The 16,503-nt window shown below is 46.1% G+C and carries 14 protein-coding genes; 9 read left to right on the top strand and 5 right to left on the bottom strand.

Annotated elements, in window-relative coordinates; translation table 11 throughout:
- Positions 1-219: 219 nt before the first annotated feature.
- Positions 220-1,356 (bottom strand): acetylornithine deacetylase, encoded by a 1,137-nt coding sequence (gene argE / locus R8O10_RS20455; protein ID WP_213900083.1) that lies wholly within the window; start codon positions 1,354-1,356, stop codon positions 220-222.
- Between the two features lie 144 nt (positions 1,357-1,500).
- Here argE and argC point away from each other — a divergent pair, with 144 nt between their 5' ends.
- The 4 genes from argC to argH all read left to right on the top strand — a co-directional run bounded on the left by argC (position 1,501) and on the right by argH (position 6,734).
- Entirely contained in the window at positions 1,501-2,505 is a 1,005-nt protein-coding gene (gene argC / locus R8O10_RS20450) for an N-acetyl-gamma-glutamyl-phosphate reductase (protein ID WP_017633525.1), read from the top strand.
- Between the two features lie 21 nt (positions 2,506-2,526).
- A complete protein-coding gene (argB, locus tag R8O10_RS20445; RefSeq protein ID WP_137282407.1) occupies positions 2,527-3,318 on the top strand; it encodes an acetylglutamate kinase in 792 nt (263 codons plus the stop codon).
- A gap of 84 nt (positions 3,319-3,402) precedes the next feature.
- Positions 3,403-4,617, top strand: a complete 1,215-nt coding sequence (locus R8O10_RS20440; RefSeq protein ID WP_017821738.1) for an argininosuccinate synthase — start codon at positions 3,403-3,405, stop codon at positions 4,615-4,617.
- Positions 4,618-4,859: 242 nt separating this feature from the next.
- Positions 4,860-6,734 (top strand): argininosuccinate lyase, encoded by a 1,875-nt coding sequence (argH, locus tag R8O10_RS20435; RefSeq protein WP_318191689.1) that lies wholly within the window; start codon positions 4,860-4,862, stop codon positions 6,732-6,734.
- A gap of 194 nt (positions 6,735-6,928) precedes the next feature.
- Here the strand turns inward: argH and R8O10_RS20430 are convergent, their stop codons facing one another.
- The 3 genes from R8O10_RS20430 to R8O10_RS20420 all read right to left on the bottom strand — a co-directional run bounded on the left by R8O10_RS20430 (position 6,929) and on the right by R8O10_RS20420 (position 9,975).
- A complete protein-coding gene (locus R8O10_RS20430) occupies positions 6,929-7,210 on the bottom strand; it encodes a DUF3624 domain-containing protein (protein ID WP_025768083.1) in 282 nt (93 codons plus the stop codon).
- 372 nt (positions 7,211-7,582) lie between these two features.
- Positions 7,583-9,055, bottom strand: coding sequence for a dihydrolipoyl dehydrogenase (locus R8O10_RS20425; protein WP_213971116.1), 1,473 nt, complete (start codon positions 9,053-9,055; stop codon positions 7,583-7,585).
- Positions 9,056-9,246: 191 nt separating this feature from the next.
- Positions 9,247-9,975 carry a redoxin family protein gene (locus R8O10_RS20420; RefSeq protein WP_005382781.1) on the bottom strand — a complete coding sequence of 243 codons (729 nt, stop codon included), beginning with the start codon at positions 9,973-9,975 and terminating at the stop codon, positions 9,247-9,249.
- Between the two features lie 169 nt (positions 9,976-10,144).
- Here R8O10_RS20420 and oxyR point away from each other — a divergent pair, with 169 nt between their 5' ends.
- On the top strand, positions 10,145-11,056 hold the full coding sequence (gene oxyR / locus R8O10_RS20415) for a DNA-binding transcriptional regulator OxyR (protein ID WP_005381326.1): 912 nt from the start codon (positions 10,145-10,147) through the stop codon (positions 11,054-11,056).
- Between the two features lie 52 nt (positions 11,057-11,108).
- On the opposite strand, the gene R8O10_RS20410 is transcribed toward oxyR, so the two are convergent.
- Positions 11,109-13,670 carry a penicillin-binding protein 1A gene (locus R8O10_RS20410; protein WP_206958471.1) on the bottom strand — a complete coding sequence of 854 codons (2,562 nt, stop codon included), beginning with the start codon at positions 13,668-13,670 and terminating at the stop codon, positions 11,109-11,111.
- A 144-nt stretch (positions 13,671-13,814) separates the two neighbouring features.
- On the opposite strand from R8O10_RS20410, the gene pilM reads away from it, so the two are divergent.
- From pilM to R8O10_RS20390, 4 genes are read left to right on the top strand one after another with little or no spacing between them, the layout of a single operon-like run.
- Complete coding sequence (gene pilM, locus R8O10_RS20405) at positions 13,815-14,831, top strand: type IV pilus biogenesis protein PilM (protein ID WP_005381324.1); 1,017 nt, start codon at positions 13,815-13,817, stop codon at positions 14,829-14,831.
- Positions 14,815-15,390, top strand: a complete 576-nt coding sequence (locus R8O10_RS20400; RefSeq protein ID WP_005381323.1) for a PilN domain-containing protein — start codon at positions 14,815-14,817, stop codon at positions 15,388-15,390. The genes pilM and R8O10_RS20400 overlap by 17 nt, the downstream gene beginning before the upstream one ends.
- The gene (locus R8O10_RS20395) at positions 15,383-15,976 is read left to right on the top strand and encodes a type 4a pilus biogenesis protein PilO (protein ID WP_053350733.1); all 594 of its coding nucleotides are present in this window, start codon (positions 15,383-15,385) and stop codon (positions 15,974-15,976) included. Before R8O10_RS20400 ends, R8O10_RS20395 begins: the two co-directional genes overlap by 8 nt.
- Positions 15,966-16,481, top strand: a complete 516-nt coding sequence (locus R8O10_RS20390; protein ID WP_005382766.1) for a pilus assembly protein PilP — start codon at positions 15,966-15,968, stop codon at positions 16,479-16,481. Before R8O10_RS20395 ends, R8O10_RS20390 begins: the two co-directional genes overlap by 11 nt.
- Positions 16,482-16,503: the final 22 nt, after the last annotated feature.

Below are 16,503 nucleotides of genomic sequence, written 5' to 3'. Positions count from 1 at the left end.
TCTAGCGAAAAGCACCAGTTATAGTCAAATAAAGCAGACTAAGTTTGCAATTATTCCGCTGTCTCCTGATTTAGAGCAAATTTACGGCAGCCATAGAGTAAGAAGTGAAAATTAATTACAAAATAACAAGTTAAATAATTGTTAAGACTAGCGCTAAATTGTGAAGATAAAAAGATGCAGCTCAATCGAGCTGCACAGACTTTCGAGCTTAAACGCGTATTAACAGCAGTACTTGACCATCGCCTTTGAAAGCACATCAATTGTGGGGTCGATAAAGTCGAAGGATAGAAACTCATCCGGTTGATGGGCTTGGTCGATTGACCCAGGGCCGAGCACCAAGGTTGGACACAACTGCTGTAGAAATGGTGCTTCAGTACAGTAGTTCACGGTTTCTGAACTGGTTTGGCAGATCTCTTCAACACCACCAATAAATGGGTGGTCATGTTGGCATTCGTAACCCGGAATAGGCTCATGCAATGGAATAATCTCCAGTCTCCCAGGCCATTTCGCTTCGACTTCTTTTAATGCTCCGCGCAACATGTTCTCTAAACCATCAAGGCTAATGCCGGGAAGAGGACGCACGTCGTAATGCAGCTCACAGCAACCACAAATACGGTTAGCGCTGTCACCACCGTGAATGTGTCCAAGATTTAGGGTAGGGCTTGGAATGGCAAAACCCGGATGGTGATATTCTTTAATCAATTTGTCACGCAGTTGCATCATGGCGAACATGACTTCATGCATGATCTCAATAGCGTTAACGCCAAGCGCTGGGTCCGATGAGTGACCGGACTTGCCTGTTACGCGAATGGCATTTGCCACATGCCCTTTATGACCTCGAATTGGTACAAGGCTGGTGGGTTCACCAATGATGCAGTAATCCGGCTTAAATGGGGCGTTTGCTGTGAAATGTCGCGCGCCCAGCATGGTGGTCTCTTCGTCACAAGTGGCTAATACGTAAAGTGGTTTGCTCTGCTTGCTCCAATCGACTTTCTTCACTGCTTCATAAATAAAGGCGAAAAAGCCTTTCATGTCTGCTGTGCCTAAACCGTAGAAGCGGTTGTCTTTTTCCGTCAGTTTATGCGGTTCAAAATTCCATCGCCCTTGATCGAATGGCACGGTATCACTATGGCCAGCAAGTAAAAGGCCACCTTCTCCCTCTCCCATACGTGCGATCATATTGTGCTTGCCTGGCTCGACTTCGATCACTTCAACGCTAAAACCCAGATCTTTAAACCAAGATGCGAGTTTTTCGATGACTTTTGCATTGCCCTGATCCCAGCTCGGATCCGTGGAGCTGATAGAAGAGGTGCTGATGAGTCCTTCATAGACCTCTAGAAAAGTTGGTAATTGCATGGATTCTTCAAATCTCCTGTTGACAGACAGACCACAAAAATGTAAAACACATATTAAATCATATTTAATGAATAAAAAATCAAAATAAAGCAGAAATTAAATATGAATAGTCATTTGAGCCTTTAAGTATATGGATGTCACACAATGCTAAAAACCACGATTATTGGAGCCAGCGGTTACACCGGCGCAGAGTTAGCGTTAATGGTTAATAAACACCCACAACTCACGCTATCAGGTTTATACGTTTCCGCCAACAGTGTTGATGCGGGAAAGAGCATCGCGCAGCTGCACGGTAAGCTAGCGGGCATCATTGATATGCCAGTTTTACCACTAACGGATCCACTGCAAATCGCTCAAGAATCGGACGTGGTGTTTTTGGCAACGGCTCACGAAGTCAGCCATGATTTAGCCCCAACTTTCTTGGAGGCAGGCTGTCAGGTATTCGATTTATCGGGCGCATTCCGTGTGAAAAGTGAAGGCTTTTACGACACTTTTTATGGCTTCGCACATCAACATAACAACTGGCTAGATAAAGCAGCGTACGGCTTAGCAGAGTGGAACCAAGAATCAATAAAAACCACTCCTTTGATTGCAGTAGCAGGTTGCTACCCAACCGCTTCACAGCTTGCAATCAAACCTTTATTAGAACATGCGTTGCTCGATACCAACCAATGGCCAGTGATCAACGCAACCAGTGGTGTATCAGGTGCAGGGCGTAAAGCCTCCATGGTTAACAGCTTCTGTGAAGTGAGCTTGCAACCTTATGGTGTATTTAACCATCGTCACCAGCCAGAGATTGCTCAGCACTTGGGTTGCGATGTGATTTTTACTCCGCACCTCGGCAACTTTAAACGCGGCATTCTTGCCACTATCACCATGAAGCTTGCGCAAGGTGTGACAGAAGCACAAGTGGCACAGGCGTTTGAACAAGCTTATCAAGGCAAGCCTGCGGTGCGTCTTAAAGGCGACGGTATTCCACGTATTCAGGATGTCGAAAATACCCCTTTCTGCGATATCGGCTGGAAGGTACAAGGCGAACACATCATTGTGATTTCAGCTATCGACAACCTACTTAAAGGTGCATCGAGTCAAGCGATGCAATGTCTCAATATTCATTACGGTTACCCAGAACTGACAGCGTTGCTGTAGTCGTTGAAAGAGGGAAATGCGATGACGCAAACCAATCAAGCTCCTTTAGTCATTAAGCTAGGTGGTGCAGCTCTATCATGCACTCAAACCTTAAGCCAACTTTTTGGTGCCATTGCGGCTTACCAAAAATCGGCACAGCGACAAATCGCCATCGTTCATGGCGGTGGCTACCTAGTTGATGAGTTGATGGCAAAGCTTCAGCTTGAAACCGTAAAGAAAAACGGTTTACGCGTAACGCCATACGAGCAAATTCCTGTGATTGCAGGCGCGCTTGCGGGCACTGCGAATAAGTTACTTCAAGGTCAAGCGATTGCGGACGGTCTTAACGCTGTGGGCCTTAGCCTTGCGGATGGTGGTTTGTGTCTTGTTGAAGAACTTGACCCAGAACTCGGCGCGGTAGGCAAAGCATCACCGGGTGACTCAGCACTATTACAAGCGGTGCTAAACACAGGTGCACTGCCGATCATCAGTTCAATTGGTTTAACCAAAGATGGCCAGATGATGAATGTGAATGCTGATCAAGCAGCAGTCGCGGTTGCGGGCGCATTAGATGCGGAGTTAGTCCTGTTATCAGACGTGAGTGGTGTACTAGATGGAAAAGGCCATTTGATCAAAACCCTGTCAGAGCAGCAAGCTAACTCGTTGATCGATGGACATGTGATCACCGATGGCATGATCGTCAAAGTTAAAGCCGCTTTGGAGGCCGCCAATGATCTTGGCCGTCCAATTGAAGTCGCGACCTGGCGTTACCCAGAAAAATTAGCACAGTTATTCGCTGGTGAAAGTATTGGTACTCAATTCTTGCCTCAATAAGCATCAGCAAAAGAATTCAATATTAGGAAGTCGTAGTTGGCACTGACCGCCGAGCGCAGCGCCAGTTAAGTTTGGAGAAAAAACATGAGCAAAGTGAACGTAAATAAAGTGGTAGTCGCATACTCAGGCGGTCTAGATACTTCAGTAATCATCCCGTGGCTAAAAGAGAACTACGACTGTGAAGTAGTGGCTTTCGTTGCCGATGTTGGTCAAGGTGCCGAAGAGCTAGAAGGCATTGAAGCGAAAGCAAAAGCCTCTGGTGCTTCTGAGTGCTACATCGCTGACTTGAAAGAAGAAATGGTCGCAGACTACATTTACCCAACGCTAAAAACTGGCGCGTACTACGAAGGTAAGTACCTGCTAGGTACATCAATGGCGCGTCCAATCATTGCCAAAGCGCAGGTTGAAGTGGCACGTAAAGTGGGCGCGGACGCTCTGTGTCATGGCTGTACAGGTAAAGGTAACGACCAAGTACGTTTCGAAGGCGCATTCGCAGCACTAGCACCGGACTTACAAGTGATTGCACCTTGGCGTGAGTGGGACCTAGTGAGTCGTGAAGAGTGTTTGGATTACCTAGCTGAGCGTAATATTCCTTGCTCTGCGTCTCTTACTAAGATCTATTCACGTGATGCAAACGCATGGCACATTTCGACGGAAGGCGGCGTTTTAGAAGATACGTGGAACGCACCAAACGAAGACTGCTGGGTGTGGACTGTCGACCCAGAGCAAGCGCCAAATGAAGCGGAATACGTCACGCTGAAAGTAGAAAAAGGTGAAGTGGTCGAAGTTGATGGTGAAGCGATGACACCATACAACGCACTGGTTTACCTAAACGAGAAGGGCGCTAAGCACGGTGTTGGCCGTATCGATATCGTGGAAAACCGTCTTGTTGGAATGAAGTCTCGTGGTTGTTATGAAACACCGGGAGGCACCATCATGATGGAAGCGCTGCGTGCTGTAGAGCAGCTTGTGCTAGACAAATCATCATTCGAATTCCGTGAGGAGCTAGGTCTAAAAGCGTCTCACCTTGTATACGATGGCCGTTGGTTTACGCCACTATGTAAATCGATCCTTGCCGCTTCAGAAGAGCTAGCGCAAGACGTTAACGGTGAAGTGGTTGTTAAGCTCTACAAAGGTCAAGCGACAGTGACGCAAAAACGTTCTGACAACAGCTTGTATTCAGAAGAGTTCGCGACTTTTGGTGAAGATGAAGTTTACGACCAAAGCCATGCAGGTGGGTTTATCCGTCTTTACTCGCTATCAAGCCGTATTCGTGCATTGAACAGCCAGAAGAAATAATCCCTTAACATCCATCTTGGATTGAATAAAGACCCGCCATTTATAGGCGGGTCTTTTGGTTTCTAAAAGCGGGTACCTAAATTTGTCTTGAATATATATGTAAAAATATTGAATTTATACTTTATTTTTTATCGAAATTGCCGTAACGTTGACCCATAAGAAAAAGTGAGCAAATGACCATCAAATTGGTTACTACTCATTCGAGAACGTTAGAGTAAGCAATAGTCATCAGGAGAGACGCAATGGCATTATGGGGCGGAAGATTTACCCAAGCGGCAGACACCAGATTTAAAGAGTTCAATGATTCGTTGCGTTTTGACTACCGATTGGCTGAGCAAGACATCGTAGGTTCAATCGCATGGTCTAAAGCTCTGCTTTCTGTTGATGTGCTATCGGCAGAAGAACAGCAAAAACTGGAACTTGCTTTAAATGAGCTGAAGTTAGAAGTGATGGAAGACCCTCACCAAATTCTTCGCTCTGATGCAGAAGATATCCACTCTTGGGTTGAACAGCAGCTAATCAGTAAAGTGGGAGATTTAGGTAAAAAACTCCACACTGGGCGTTCTCGTAATGACCAAGTCGCCACAGACTTGAAACTTTGGTGTCGTCAGCAAGGTCAGCAATTGTTGATTGCTTTAGATCGCCTACAAGCACAAATGGTCCATGTTGCTAAACAGCACCAAGGCACCGTATTGCCAGGCTATACTCATCTTCAGCGTGCTCAACCTGTAACCTTTGCTCACTGGTGCTTGGCTTATGTTGAAATGTTCGAGCGTGACTACTCTCGTCTGAATGATGCCTTACAGCGTCTCGACACTTGTCCACTTGGCTCGGGTGCTTTAGCGGGAACGGCTTATCCGATTGATCGCGAACAATTAGCACATAATCTCGGTTTCCACCGTGCTACGCGTAATTCACTCGATTCGGTTTCAGATCGTGATCATGTGATGGAACTGATGTCGGTGGCGTCGATTTCTATGCTTCACCTTTCTCGTCTTGCAGAAGATATGATCTTCTACAATTCAGGCGAGTCAAACTTCATTGAGTTAGCGGATACGGTGACATCTGGTTCGTCATTAATGCCACAGAAGAAAAACCCAGATGCACTTGAGTTGATCCGTGGTAAGACAGGGCGTGTCTATGGCGCATTATCGAGCATGATGATGACAGTTAAAGCTTTGCCATTGGCGTACAACAAAGACATGCAGGAAGATAAAGAAGGGTTGTTTGACGCTTTAGATACATGGAACGACTGCATGGAAATGGCAGCTCTGTGTTTTGACGGTATTAAAGTGAATGGCGAGCGCACACTAGAAGCGGCGAAACAAGGTTACGCAAACTCGACGGAGTTAGCTGATTACCTAGTGGCGAAAGGCATCCCATTCCGTGAAGCTCACCACATCGTCGGTGTCGCGGTCGTTGGTGCTATTGCTAAAGGTTGTGCGCTAGAAGAGCTGTCTATCGAAGAGTTAAAAGCCTTCTCAGAAGTCATTGAAGCGGATGTGTATGACATTCTGACTATCGATTCGTGTTTGGAAAAGCGTTGTGCTTTGGGGGGTGTTTCGCCTCACCAGGTCGCTTACGCGGTAGAACAAGCGGATAAGCGCCTGAGCCAGCGTGACAGCTCGGCGGTGAAAGTGCGTCCTGCACGTTTGACGGACATTGAAACGTTGGAAGGTATGGTTGCTTACTGGGCGAACCTTGGTGAGAATCTTCCGCGCTCTCGTAATGAGCTCGTGAGAGATATTGGCTCTTTTGCGGTGGCTGAGCATCATGGTGAAGTGACGGGTTGCGCTTCTCTATATGTGTATGACTCAGGGTTGGCAGAAATACGCTCTCTTGGTATCGAAGCGGGCTGGCAAGGCCAAGGGCAGGGCAGTGCGATTGTGAACTATTTGGTTGAGAAAGCGCGCCAGATGGCGATCAAGAAAGTCTTTGTTCTAACGCGAACGCCTGAGTTCTTTATGAAGCAAAGCTTTTTACCTACATCGAAGTCATTACTGCCGGAGAAAGTTCTGAAAGATTGCGATCAGTGCCAACGTCAACATGCATGTGATGAGGTAGCGCTTGAGATCAATTTAATGGAGCAAGTGATCCAAAAAACGCATGTGGCATGAACTGAAGTTGTGGAGTGATTTTATTAGCATTCAATGACATAGTCATTTTCCTGTTTACTTACATCAGTATTCGCTAAAAAAATCGAAAAAATTTGGAACCTTTGAGAGGAAGCCCGGTCTATTAAAGTACCACTGCTTTTTCTTAGAAGAATCTAAGAGAGCCCCAGAACTGACATTGGTTTTGGGGCTTTTTTCTATCTGTCACTTTTCTCTTTTTTATTGGCCTTTTTTTGTCCCTTTCGACGTTGCCAAGGCAAGATGACAAAACGCATCCATAAGTGTAGAAACAACAAAACGTTGAAAGCGAAGCCGGCAAAGATCAAAGCGATCGACTCGATGCTTTGTGGATCATCTTTGAGCGTAAACCACCACACAATCCAACACAGTACAGAAAGTACCGTCAATTGATCCAAGCATCGTTGGCAACGTCCAAGTTTTTTCCAAAACCAATGTTCCTCGCAGCGGCGACAAGTCATAGTGTTTTCCAAACCATTAGTGTTGCTTCAGATTATATATCTAACTAAATGGTGGAAAGCGTTTCTTACACGGGCTTAGAGCGCCATGACACAACCAAAAATGGAAAGTTAGCTTTGTAAAAGCTTTGTGGCACGTAATTGATGTATGGTGTGCTGTCAGTCTTTAACAGGAAATATAATGATGTCGACAGAGTTGAAACTTGCGCTGAGTATCGCTGGTGGGTTCTTTATGATCGGTGTTGTCGCGATTTGTATGGTCAGTCGCTATGCAATGATGGCAGCGTAAGAGAGATTTCATTGCGCCAAAGTAGTAAAGCAAAGCCTCGTTGATGACGAGGCTTTGCTTTATATTTAGATAGAAGCCTGAAAGCGTTAGCAGCCTGGGCCGCAGTCAAGACAATGTTTCACCATTTCTGGCCCTAAGTGTAGTTTTGCATTCAAATCACGTAGAGCGGTGCGGACGCCTTCTTCAATCACTGGGTGATAGAAGGGCATATCTAACATCTCAGAAATCGTCATCCTATTTTGGTGCGCCCACGCTAAAAGGTGCGCAAGATGCTCTGCATTCGGGCCCATCATTTCTGCACCTAAAAAACGTCCAGTGCCTTGCTCTCCGTAGACATGCAGAATACCTTTATTACGAAGCATGACGCGCGAACGTCCTTGATTTTCAAACGAGACTTCACCGGTTGCGAAACATCCACATGTGCCTAGACGTGTTTCTAGTTGTTTATATGTTTCGCCAACCATAGCAATTTGAGGGTCGGAGAACACGGCTGAAATTGGTGAGCGACGCAGACCCGCACGAATATCTGGGAAACGGCCTGCGTTGTCTCCAGCAATACGGCCTTGGTCAGCGGCTTCGTGCAGCAGTGGAATCTGGTTACTTGCATCACCTGCGATGAAGATGCTCTCTACCGAAGTTTGCAATGTATAGTGATCCGCCGTTGGTACGCCACGTTCATCGAGAGCCACATTGGTGTTCTCGATCGTCAGCTTATCGACGTTTGGACGACGACCCGTTGCGGCCAATACGTAATCGACAACGAAAGTTTCTAATTCACCATCATGGTTGATGAATTGGATTTCGACCTTGTCTTCGCCGTCATTGTCTGACGATGCAATGCGTTTCATGCTTTCGACTTTTACATCTGCATCAAGGTAGAACTCTTCCTTAAAGGCTTTATCTGCATACGCCATCACCTCTGGGTCTGTCAGTGGGCCCACTTGTCCTCCAAGGCCAAAGAGCTTCACGTTCACTCCTAGGCGGTGTAAAGCCTGACCCAATTCAAGGCCGATGACTCCTGGGCCAAATACTGCCACGGACTCTGGTAAGTCATCCCAGTCAAATACATCATCGTTAATCACTAGGCGATCACCCAGTTCATTCCAAGCTGCCGGATATGTCGGACGAGATCCTGTCGCAATAACAATGCGCTGTGCGGTGACCTGAGTATGATCATCTATGATGAGAGTGTGGTCATCGGCAAACTTCGCGTAGCCCGATAGTTTGTCTTCAGCGGGAATATCATCGACACTTTCAAGCACAAAGCCAACAAAACGATCGCGTTCGCGCTTTATACGATCCATAACTTCTCGTCCGTTAATTCGTACTTCACCTTGCGGGTGTATCCCAAATCCAGGTGCTTTTTCGATTTGATGAACACTTTCTGCTGCCGCAATTAACAGCTTAGACGGCATGCATCCGACACGAGCACAGGTTGTTCCGTAGGGACCGCCCTCAATCATTACCACGCTGTTGGTATGAGCTTTTGCTGCTCGATAAGCACCAAGACCAGCCGTCCCGCCACCAATAATCGCTACGTCGACATTAACTTGTTTCATCGTGAACTCTCGCTTTTGTTTTAAGCCAAGCTAGCTACATTGAGCTTGGAGAGTGAATTGGATAGTTGAATCTGGATAAGTAGTCACCTTATTGGCTGATAACTACTTATCTAGACTAGTAGAAGAAGTGGTTTAGGGTTGGCCTCCGAGCCAAAAGGCACCGGAGACCGAGGGTGTAGGCTATGGACAGCTTAGCCTAGATACGCTTCTAGCTCTTCGCTACCGCCGATGTGCTTGCCACCGATAAAGACTTGTGGAACAGTCGTGCGACCAGATATAGCTCGTAGACTAACTGTTGTTGCGTCTTTACCCAGAATCACTTCTTCATATTGAAGACCGTGGTCAATCAGATTTTGTTTCGCTTTCATACAGAAAGGGCAGCCTGGTTTAGTGAACACCGTGATGGATTCTTGCGTTTTGTAGTCAGGCGCTATGTAGTTCAGCATCGTATCTGCATCTGACACCTTGAATGGGTCGCCTGGTTCGTTTGGCTCAATGAACATTTTTTCCACTACGCCATCTTTTACTAGCATGCTGTAACGCCATGAACGTTTGCCAAAGCCGATGTCGTTTTTATCCACTAACATACCCATGCCATCGGTGAATTCACCATTACCATCCGGGATGAAGGTAATGTTTTCTGCTTCTTGGTCTTGTTTCCATGCATTCATCACGAACGTATCATTGACCGAGACACAAATAATCTCATCCACTCCGTGCTCTTTAAATACAGGGAACAATTCGTTGTAACGAGGTAGATGGCTTGATGAACAGGTTGGAGTAAATGCACCCGGTAAGCTAAATACGATAACGGTCTTACCTTTAAATAGCTCATCGGTCGTTACATTCACCCAAGAGTCACCTTGACGAACTGGAAAAGTAACTTGAGGGACTTGTTGACCTTCTTTAGATACAAACATAATGATTTCCTTTAACTATTTTAAATTATGCGTATAGAGCTTAGCGTTTTTCGTCGCTCTGTTTCGTTTTGTTGAGCCCATTATTGTAAAAATTCTTTGATAGCTCTAATCGTTTGGTGTTATGGTTTTGATAGGTATTAGCTATTGTTAAAGAAGCGAAGCGTGAATTATGAATATTCGAGATTTTGAGTACTTAGTTGCACTTGCGGAACATAAGCACTTTCGCAAAGCGGCAGAGGCATGTTTTGTTAGCCAGCCAACATTGAGTGGGCAAATTCGTAAACTAGAGGATGAACTCGGGACCACGCTTTTAGAGCGAAGCAGCCGACGTGTTTTGTTTACCGATTCAGGGTTACAGCTGGTGGAGCAGGCTAAACGCATCTTAAGTGAAGTGAAAACCTTCAGAGATATGGCAAGCGGTCAAAGCGGAGCCATGACTGGACCGATGCATATTGGTTTCATCCCGACGGTTGGGCCTTATCTACTACCCAAAATTCTGCCGCAGATAAAAGAAGCATTTCCTGAGTTGGAACTATTTCTGCACGAAGCTCAAACACATCAATTAGTGCGTCAATTGGAAGAAGGCAAACTAGATTGCTTAGTTTTAGCTTCGGTTGATGAAACTGCGCCATTTAAAGAGATCGAAGTGTATCAAGAGCCATTAAGTGTCGCAGTGCCATGTGACCACGAGTGGGCCTCTCTCGACCATGTTGATATGTTGGAGCTGAATGGTAAAACCGTTTTAGCGTTGGGAGACGGCCACTGTCTGCGAGATCAAGCGTTAGGTTTTTGTTTTGCCGCTGGTGCAAAAGACGATGAGCGTTTTAAAGCCACCAGCTTGGAGACGTTACGCAACATGGTTGCTGCCGGTGCGGGGATTACGTTATTGCCTCAGCTTTCTATCCCTAATGAGAAGCAAAAAGATGGCGTATGCTACGTACCAGCTGTTAACCCAACCCCCTCGCGTAATATCGTGCTCGTATACCGTCCGGGCTCACCATTACGAGCTAGGTTTGAAGCTTTAGCAGCGAAGATTAAAGAGGTGTTGGCTTCTTATCCATCATTGAATGCTGCAGCATAAAAAGCAGAAATAAAAAGGGAGAGCTTGATGCTCTCCCTTGTGCTTTTGTGATTTAGAACAGTTCTTCTGCGCCAGAACCTGAAGAATAAATACTATCTTCTAAACGGTCGCCAGCGTATTCGGTAGGCTCCGTGCCTTTTTCAAAGTATTCGAACATTGATGTGCTATCTACCTTGTGCGTTAGCATACCGCTGTTGCGATCAATACGAACTCGAATAATATCCTCTGGAATATTTTTACCTTGCTCCGGCGTCCCTTCTAGCGCAACACGCATGAAGTCAATCCAAGCAGGCTCTGCGGTTTTCGCACCCGACTCGGCACCAGAAATTTGGCCTTGCCCTAGGTTGCTGTTAACAGTGGTGCGGCCAAGTGCACGTGAGTGATCATCAAAGCCAACCCAAGCTATCGCAACGACACCAGGTCCATAGCCATTGTACCAAGCATCCTTGGAATCATTCGTTGTACCCGTTTTACCTCCGATATCACGACGACCAAGTTTTTGCGCGCGCCAGCCTGTACCATTCCAACCTGTGCCTTCACGCCAGTTACCGCCACCCCAAATGTTGCTGTACATCATCTCACGCATTAAGAATGCATTCTGTTCAGAGATAACTTGCGGTGCATATTGAGGTTCATCATTTTCAAGGGCATTGTCTGTTGCAAGGCCGTCAATTGCGACGTCTTGTTCGCCAAATTCATCAGCGTAGCGATTTTCTGGCTGCTCGCTCATTTGTGGACAATCCTTATGACAAACACTCTTTGGATTGGCTTTAAACAGTACTTCACCGAATGCATCTTCCACGCGTTCTACATAGAATGGTTCAACGTAATAACCACCGTTCGCAAACACAGAGTAACCTTGTGCCACTTTCATTGGTGTTAAGCTGCCAGCTCCGAGTGCGATGGTCTCTGAGCGCGGTACTTGGTTAATATCAAAACCGAAACGAGTAAGGTACTGACGTGTCTCCTCGAGGCCAACTTCACGGAGTGTACGCACTGCCATGACGTTTTTTGATTGAGCTAAGCCGAGGCGAAGACGCGTTGGACCACCATAAGTCGGTGGTGAGTTTTTTGGTCGCCAAGCTGAACCAGAACCTGCATCCCACTTGTTAATCGGCGCATCGTTAATCAAAGTGGCTAGAGTCAGCCCTTTGTCAATTGCTGCCGAGTAGATGAAAGGCTTGATACTTGAACCAACCTGACGCACTGACATGGTTGCACGGTTAAACTTGCTGTGAACAAAGTTGAAACCACCAACCAGCGACAATATCGCGCCATTTTCTGGGTTCATCGCAACAAACGCGGTGTTTGCTGTCGGCACTTGGCTCAGTTTCCAGCTCAGTGTTGTGTTGTCATCTTCATCGGTTTCACTTACTTCGCGAACCCAAACTTGTTGACCTGTCGCTAGCACATCATGCGCTGACTTTGGTGTTGAGCCTTGGCGGTTATCAGTAATGTACTTACGCGCCCAGTGCATTCCAGTCCAAGGGATGGTTTGCTCTTCATGGTTCTTAACCCATACTTGTGCCGTCTTATCATCGACTTTCGTCACAACCGCAGGGTAAAGGTCACCATAAGTTGGCTGTTTCTTCAGGTGCTTTTCTATTTGCTCATTGTCCCAGGCCGCTTCCCTTTCTTTCCAAAGCACACTTTCTGCACCACGGTAGCCATGACGTTCATCGTATGACAAGAGGTTATTTACCGCAGACGTATTTGCAGCATCTTGCAGTTTAGAATCCACAGTCATGTAGATATTCAAGCCAGAGGTATAAGCTTCTTCTTCACCGTATTCTTTTACTGCCCATGCACGAGCCAACTCTGCTACGTAAGGTGCGGAAAGCTCAATCTCAGCGCTATGATAACGCGCCACAATAGGCTCATTGCGTGCTTCGTCATACTGCTCTTGTGTAATGTATTTCTCATCAAGCATTCGCATTAATACAACGTTACGGCGTTTTGTTGCGCGCTCAAGAGAGTAAATTGGGTTCATGGTTGATGGCGCTTTTGGCATACCAGCGAGTGTTGCAATCTCACTTAACGTCAATTCATCAAGGCTCTTGCCAAAATACACTTGAGCGGCAGCACCAAAGCCATATGAGCGGTAACCAAGGAAGATTTTATTGACATAAAGCTCCATGATTTCTTGCTTACTTAAAAGCTGCTCAATATGGATAGCAATAAAAATCTCTTTAATCTTACGCATGATCTTCTTCTCATTAGATAAGAAGAAGTTACGAGCTAGCTGTTGCGTAATCGTACTTGCACCCTGTTTAGCCGAGCCTGAAACCGCAACAACAACCGCTGCACGAGTGATGCCGATAGGGTCGATACCAGGATGCTCATAGAAACGACTATCTTCGGTTGCGATGAGCGCGTGAATTAAGTCTTGAGGAATTTCGTCATAAGTAACAGGAATACGACGCTTTTCACCGAACTGTGCGATCAGCTTCCCGTCTTGACTAAACACCTTCATAGGTGTTTGTAATTCAACGTCTTTTAGAGTTGCAACATCTGGCAATTCAGGCTTCACGTACTGATAGAAGCCAAATATTGTGGTGACTCCAAGAATTATGCAAATCAATGTTAAAAATAATAAACGCTTTATGAACTTCACCGGAGAATCCCTGATTGGTTGAGGCTGTGTAACGGCAAACCCTTGTACTCTTAGGTCAAAAATTTAGCACATAAGAGATATTAACTCTTATTTGGATGCTAATAACAACCTTTGCACGAAGAAATTTCGGAGCGAGAGTAAGAGATGGATAAGCTAATCGTTACCGGCATCGATATAGGCCATAACAGCCTCAAAGCCGTAGTACTTAAACCCACAGGCAACAATTACGCTCTGTTGGGTTACAAAGAAATATTACTAAAGGAAGGTATTGTCGCTGAAAATAACACCATAAATCATCAAGAAATTGTAAAGACCCTCAAGCAGATAAAAAAAGAACTGCCTTTTGGTGCTAAAAAAGTTGCGATCTCAGTTCCTGATAACTCGGTAATTAGCAAGAAACTGCAAATAGAACAAAATCTTGAAGAGAGTGAAGTTGAGTTTGCAGTGATACAAGCCTTTTCTCATCAATCGCCATTCCCTGTCGAAGAGCTGAGTTTAGACTTCGTTCGTCTTCGCGCTGAGGGCGGGCAGAGTGGCAGTGATAGCTATCAAGTGTTTGCGACAAGAAAAGATGTGGTAGAAGGCCGAGTCGATGCATTACAAAAGTCCGGACTAAAACCTGTTTTAGTGGACGTGCATTCGCAAAGCCTTGGTCATATCTGGAAGCTCACCGCCGATCGCTTTCCTGACAAAAACAAATACTGCTTACTCGATATTGGCACCTTATCGAGCTCCTTCACCATGTTTACCGAACAAGGTGAACTGTTTCACAAAGAGTTTGCTTACGGCACACGCGGAGCAAACAGCGCTTCTCCAGTCGATTTTCTGTCCGATGATGCTCAGGAGAAAACAGAGCTGTTTAACCGTCAAATCGTAGAGCGAGTAAAGCGCCAGATGCAGCTCTATACCTCAATCAATGGCTCACAAAACATCAAGGGTATCTGGTTATCAGGGGAAGGGGCCTCCACTCCCATGCTCGCAGAGGAGTTGTCTCAACAATTGTCGTTAGAGTGTGAATTGCTAAATCCGCTAGGGCTATTTGAGATGAAGGTGTCTAAGCGTAAGCGTCGTGCTGTGGATTGGCAGCATTTCTCAACAGCAGCCGGACTGGCCGTTCGTGGCATTCATTGGCTAGGAGGCGCCCGTGCTTTATCGCATTAATTTACTTCCTTGGCGAGAGAATCAAAGAGAAGAGCACCGACGTCGTTTCATCAGTTTGGTCGCATTAGGCATGTTGGTCGCTGTTGGCATCCAGTGGGGTATTGGAAAGTTTTTTGAGTACCAACAAGATCAACAACAGGAGCGGCTCGATTACCTCACTCACTACATTGCCGAACTCGACCAGCGTATTGAAGCAATGAAAATTGCAGAGCAAGAGCACAGCAAAATCCTCGAACGTCTAAAGGTCGTTGAAGGTTTACAAAACGGACGAAACAAAACGACCGAGTTCATGAACTTAATGCCTGCCGTTATCCCTGAAGGTGTATATGTTGACAAGATCAAAATGAATGATCTGGAAATTGAGATCTCTGGGATCTCAGATAGCACTCCAAAACTTGCCACGATGCTGGACAACATGGAGCGCTCGGCCAAGTTGAACGACGTAGAAATGCATTCCATCGTTCACGGCAAAGCCCGTTTTGGGAAAGAGTTTCAAACATTCAAAGTGTCTTTCATGTTCAAAGTAACGGAGAAGAAATTGGAGGCTCAACGTGGTTGATTGGCAGGATCTCGAAATAGATGAAATGGCCGAGTGGCCATTGTTGCCCCAAATTGTGGTAATCGCGCTTCTGATCATGGTGATTCAAGGCTTAGGTTATTGGTTTTACCTTAAACCGAAAGAAGAACAGTTGAATCACTTGATCCAGCAGGAGCAGACACTCAAGGTGGCATTGAAGATCAAAGCGAACAAAGTGGCAGCGTTGCCTCAGCTTCAATCTCAATTGGATGAACTTACCACTCGTTACGAGTTATTACTGCAACAACTGCCTGCGCAAAAAGAGCTGGCTACAATGCTCGCTTCAGTGAATGAGCTTGGCATCGACAATAAGCTGACTTTCACCCGAATCGACTGGGGCGAAAAACAATCAGAGCACTTCCTTTATCGTCTTCCTTTAAACATAGAGTTAACGGGCGACTTTCATGACATCGGCCATTTTTCTCAGGCAATAGCGACGCTACCTCGAATCATCACGTTTAAAGATGTGACTTGGCAACGTGTCAGCCAAGAGAGCGAAACCCTGCACTTTCGGGTGCGTGCTAATACCTATCAGTTTAAGCCGGAGGAGACGAAAAATGACAAGTAAGTCTTTGTTGCTGGTACTGATGGGTTCTCTATTGATGGGCTGCCAGGCGAATGATGAATCATTGACGGATTTTATTCGAGGAGTGGAAACACAGGCGCGTCGAGAGGTCGAGAAGCTTAAGCCCGCAGACAAGTATGTTGCAGTCACGTACGCACCGGAAGTACAGCGTGCACCCTTTGAATTACCCAAAGAAGCCACCATCGCGACTCAGCCAGTTGCAAGAAAAGATTGTTGGCAACCGCCCTCAAGAAGGCGAACTGGCAAATTAGAAAAATTCCCATTAAGCCAATTGCGTTTGAAAGGGGTCATGGGCATGGATAACACGGTTTCTGGCCTCGTTCAGGCTCCCAATGGCACCGTCTATAAAGTTAAGCCGGGTCAATACCTCGGACGCAATAATGGCAAAGTGACCCATGTCAGCCACTCCTATTTGTTGATTAATGAAACGTTGCCCGACGGCTTAGGATGTTGGCAAAAACGTAAAGTTAAGTTGGCTTTGAGATAGCCCCATTTATTTTTGATATTGA

It is taken from the genome of Vibrio sp. 1727 (genome assembly GCF_033344415.1).
Classification (GTDB): Bacteria; Pseudomonadota; Gammaproteobacteria; order Enterobacterales; family Vibrionaceae; genus Vibrio; species Vibrio alginolyticus.
Note: the sequence above shows the minus strand (reverse complement) of the source record. Positions and strands in the feature narration are given on the sequence as shown.

What these genes read in the sequence shown, in the direction of transcription:
- argE (WP_213900083.1), bottom strand. Translation starts at nt 1,356, where the DNA reads ATGCAATTACCAACTTTTCTAGAGGTCTATGAAGGACTCATCAGCACC.
- argC (WP_017633525.1), top strand. Translation starts at nt 1,501, where the DNA reads ATGCTAAAAACCACGATTATTGGAGCCAGCGGTTACACCGGCGCAGAG.
- argB (WP_137282407.1), top strand. Translation starts at nt 2,527, where the DNA reads ATGACGCAAACCAATCAAGCTCCTTTAGTCATTAAGCTAGGTGGTGCA.
- R8O10_RS20440 (WP_017821738.1), top strand. Translation starts at nt 3,403, where the DNA reads ATGAGCAAAGTGAACGTAAATAAAGTGGTAGTCGCATACTCAGGCGGT.
- argH (WP_318191689.1), top strand. Translation starts at nt 4,860, where the DNA reads ATGGCATTATGGGGCGGAAGATTTACCCAAGCGGCAGACACCAGATTT.
- R8O10_RS20430 (WP_025768083.1), bottom strand. Translation starts at nt 7,210, where the DNA reads ATGACTTGTCGCCGCTGCGAGGAACATTGGTTTTGGAAAAAACTTGGA.
- R8O10_RS20425 (WP_213971116.1), bottom strand. Translation starts at nt 9,055, where the DNA reads ATGAAACAAGTTAATGTCGACGTAGCGATTATTGGTGGCGGGACGGCT.
- R8O10_RS20420 (WP_005382781.1), bottom strand. Translation starts at nt 9,975, where the DNA reads ATGTTTGTATCTAAAGAAGGTCAACAAGTCCCTCAAGTTACTTTTCCA.
- oxyR (WP_005381326.1), top strand. Translation starts at nt 10,145, where the DNA reads ATGAATATTCGAGATTTTGAGTACTTAGTTGCACTTGCGGAACATAAG.
- pilM (WP_005381324.1), top strand. Translation starts at nt 13,815, where the DNA reads ATGGATAAGCTAATCGTTACCGGCATCGATATAGGCCATAACAGCCTC.
- R8O10_RS20390 (WP_005382766.1), top strand. Translation starts at nt 15,966, where the DNA reads ATGACAAGTAAGTCTTTGTTGCTGGTACTGATGGGTTCTCTATTGATG.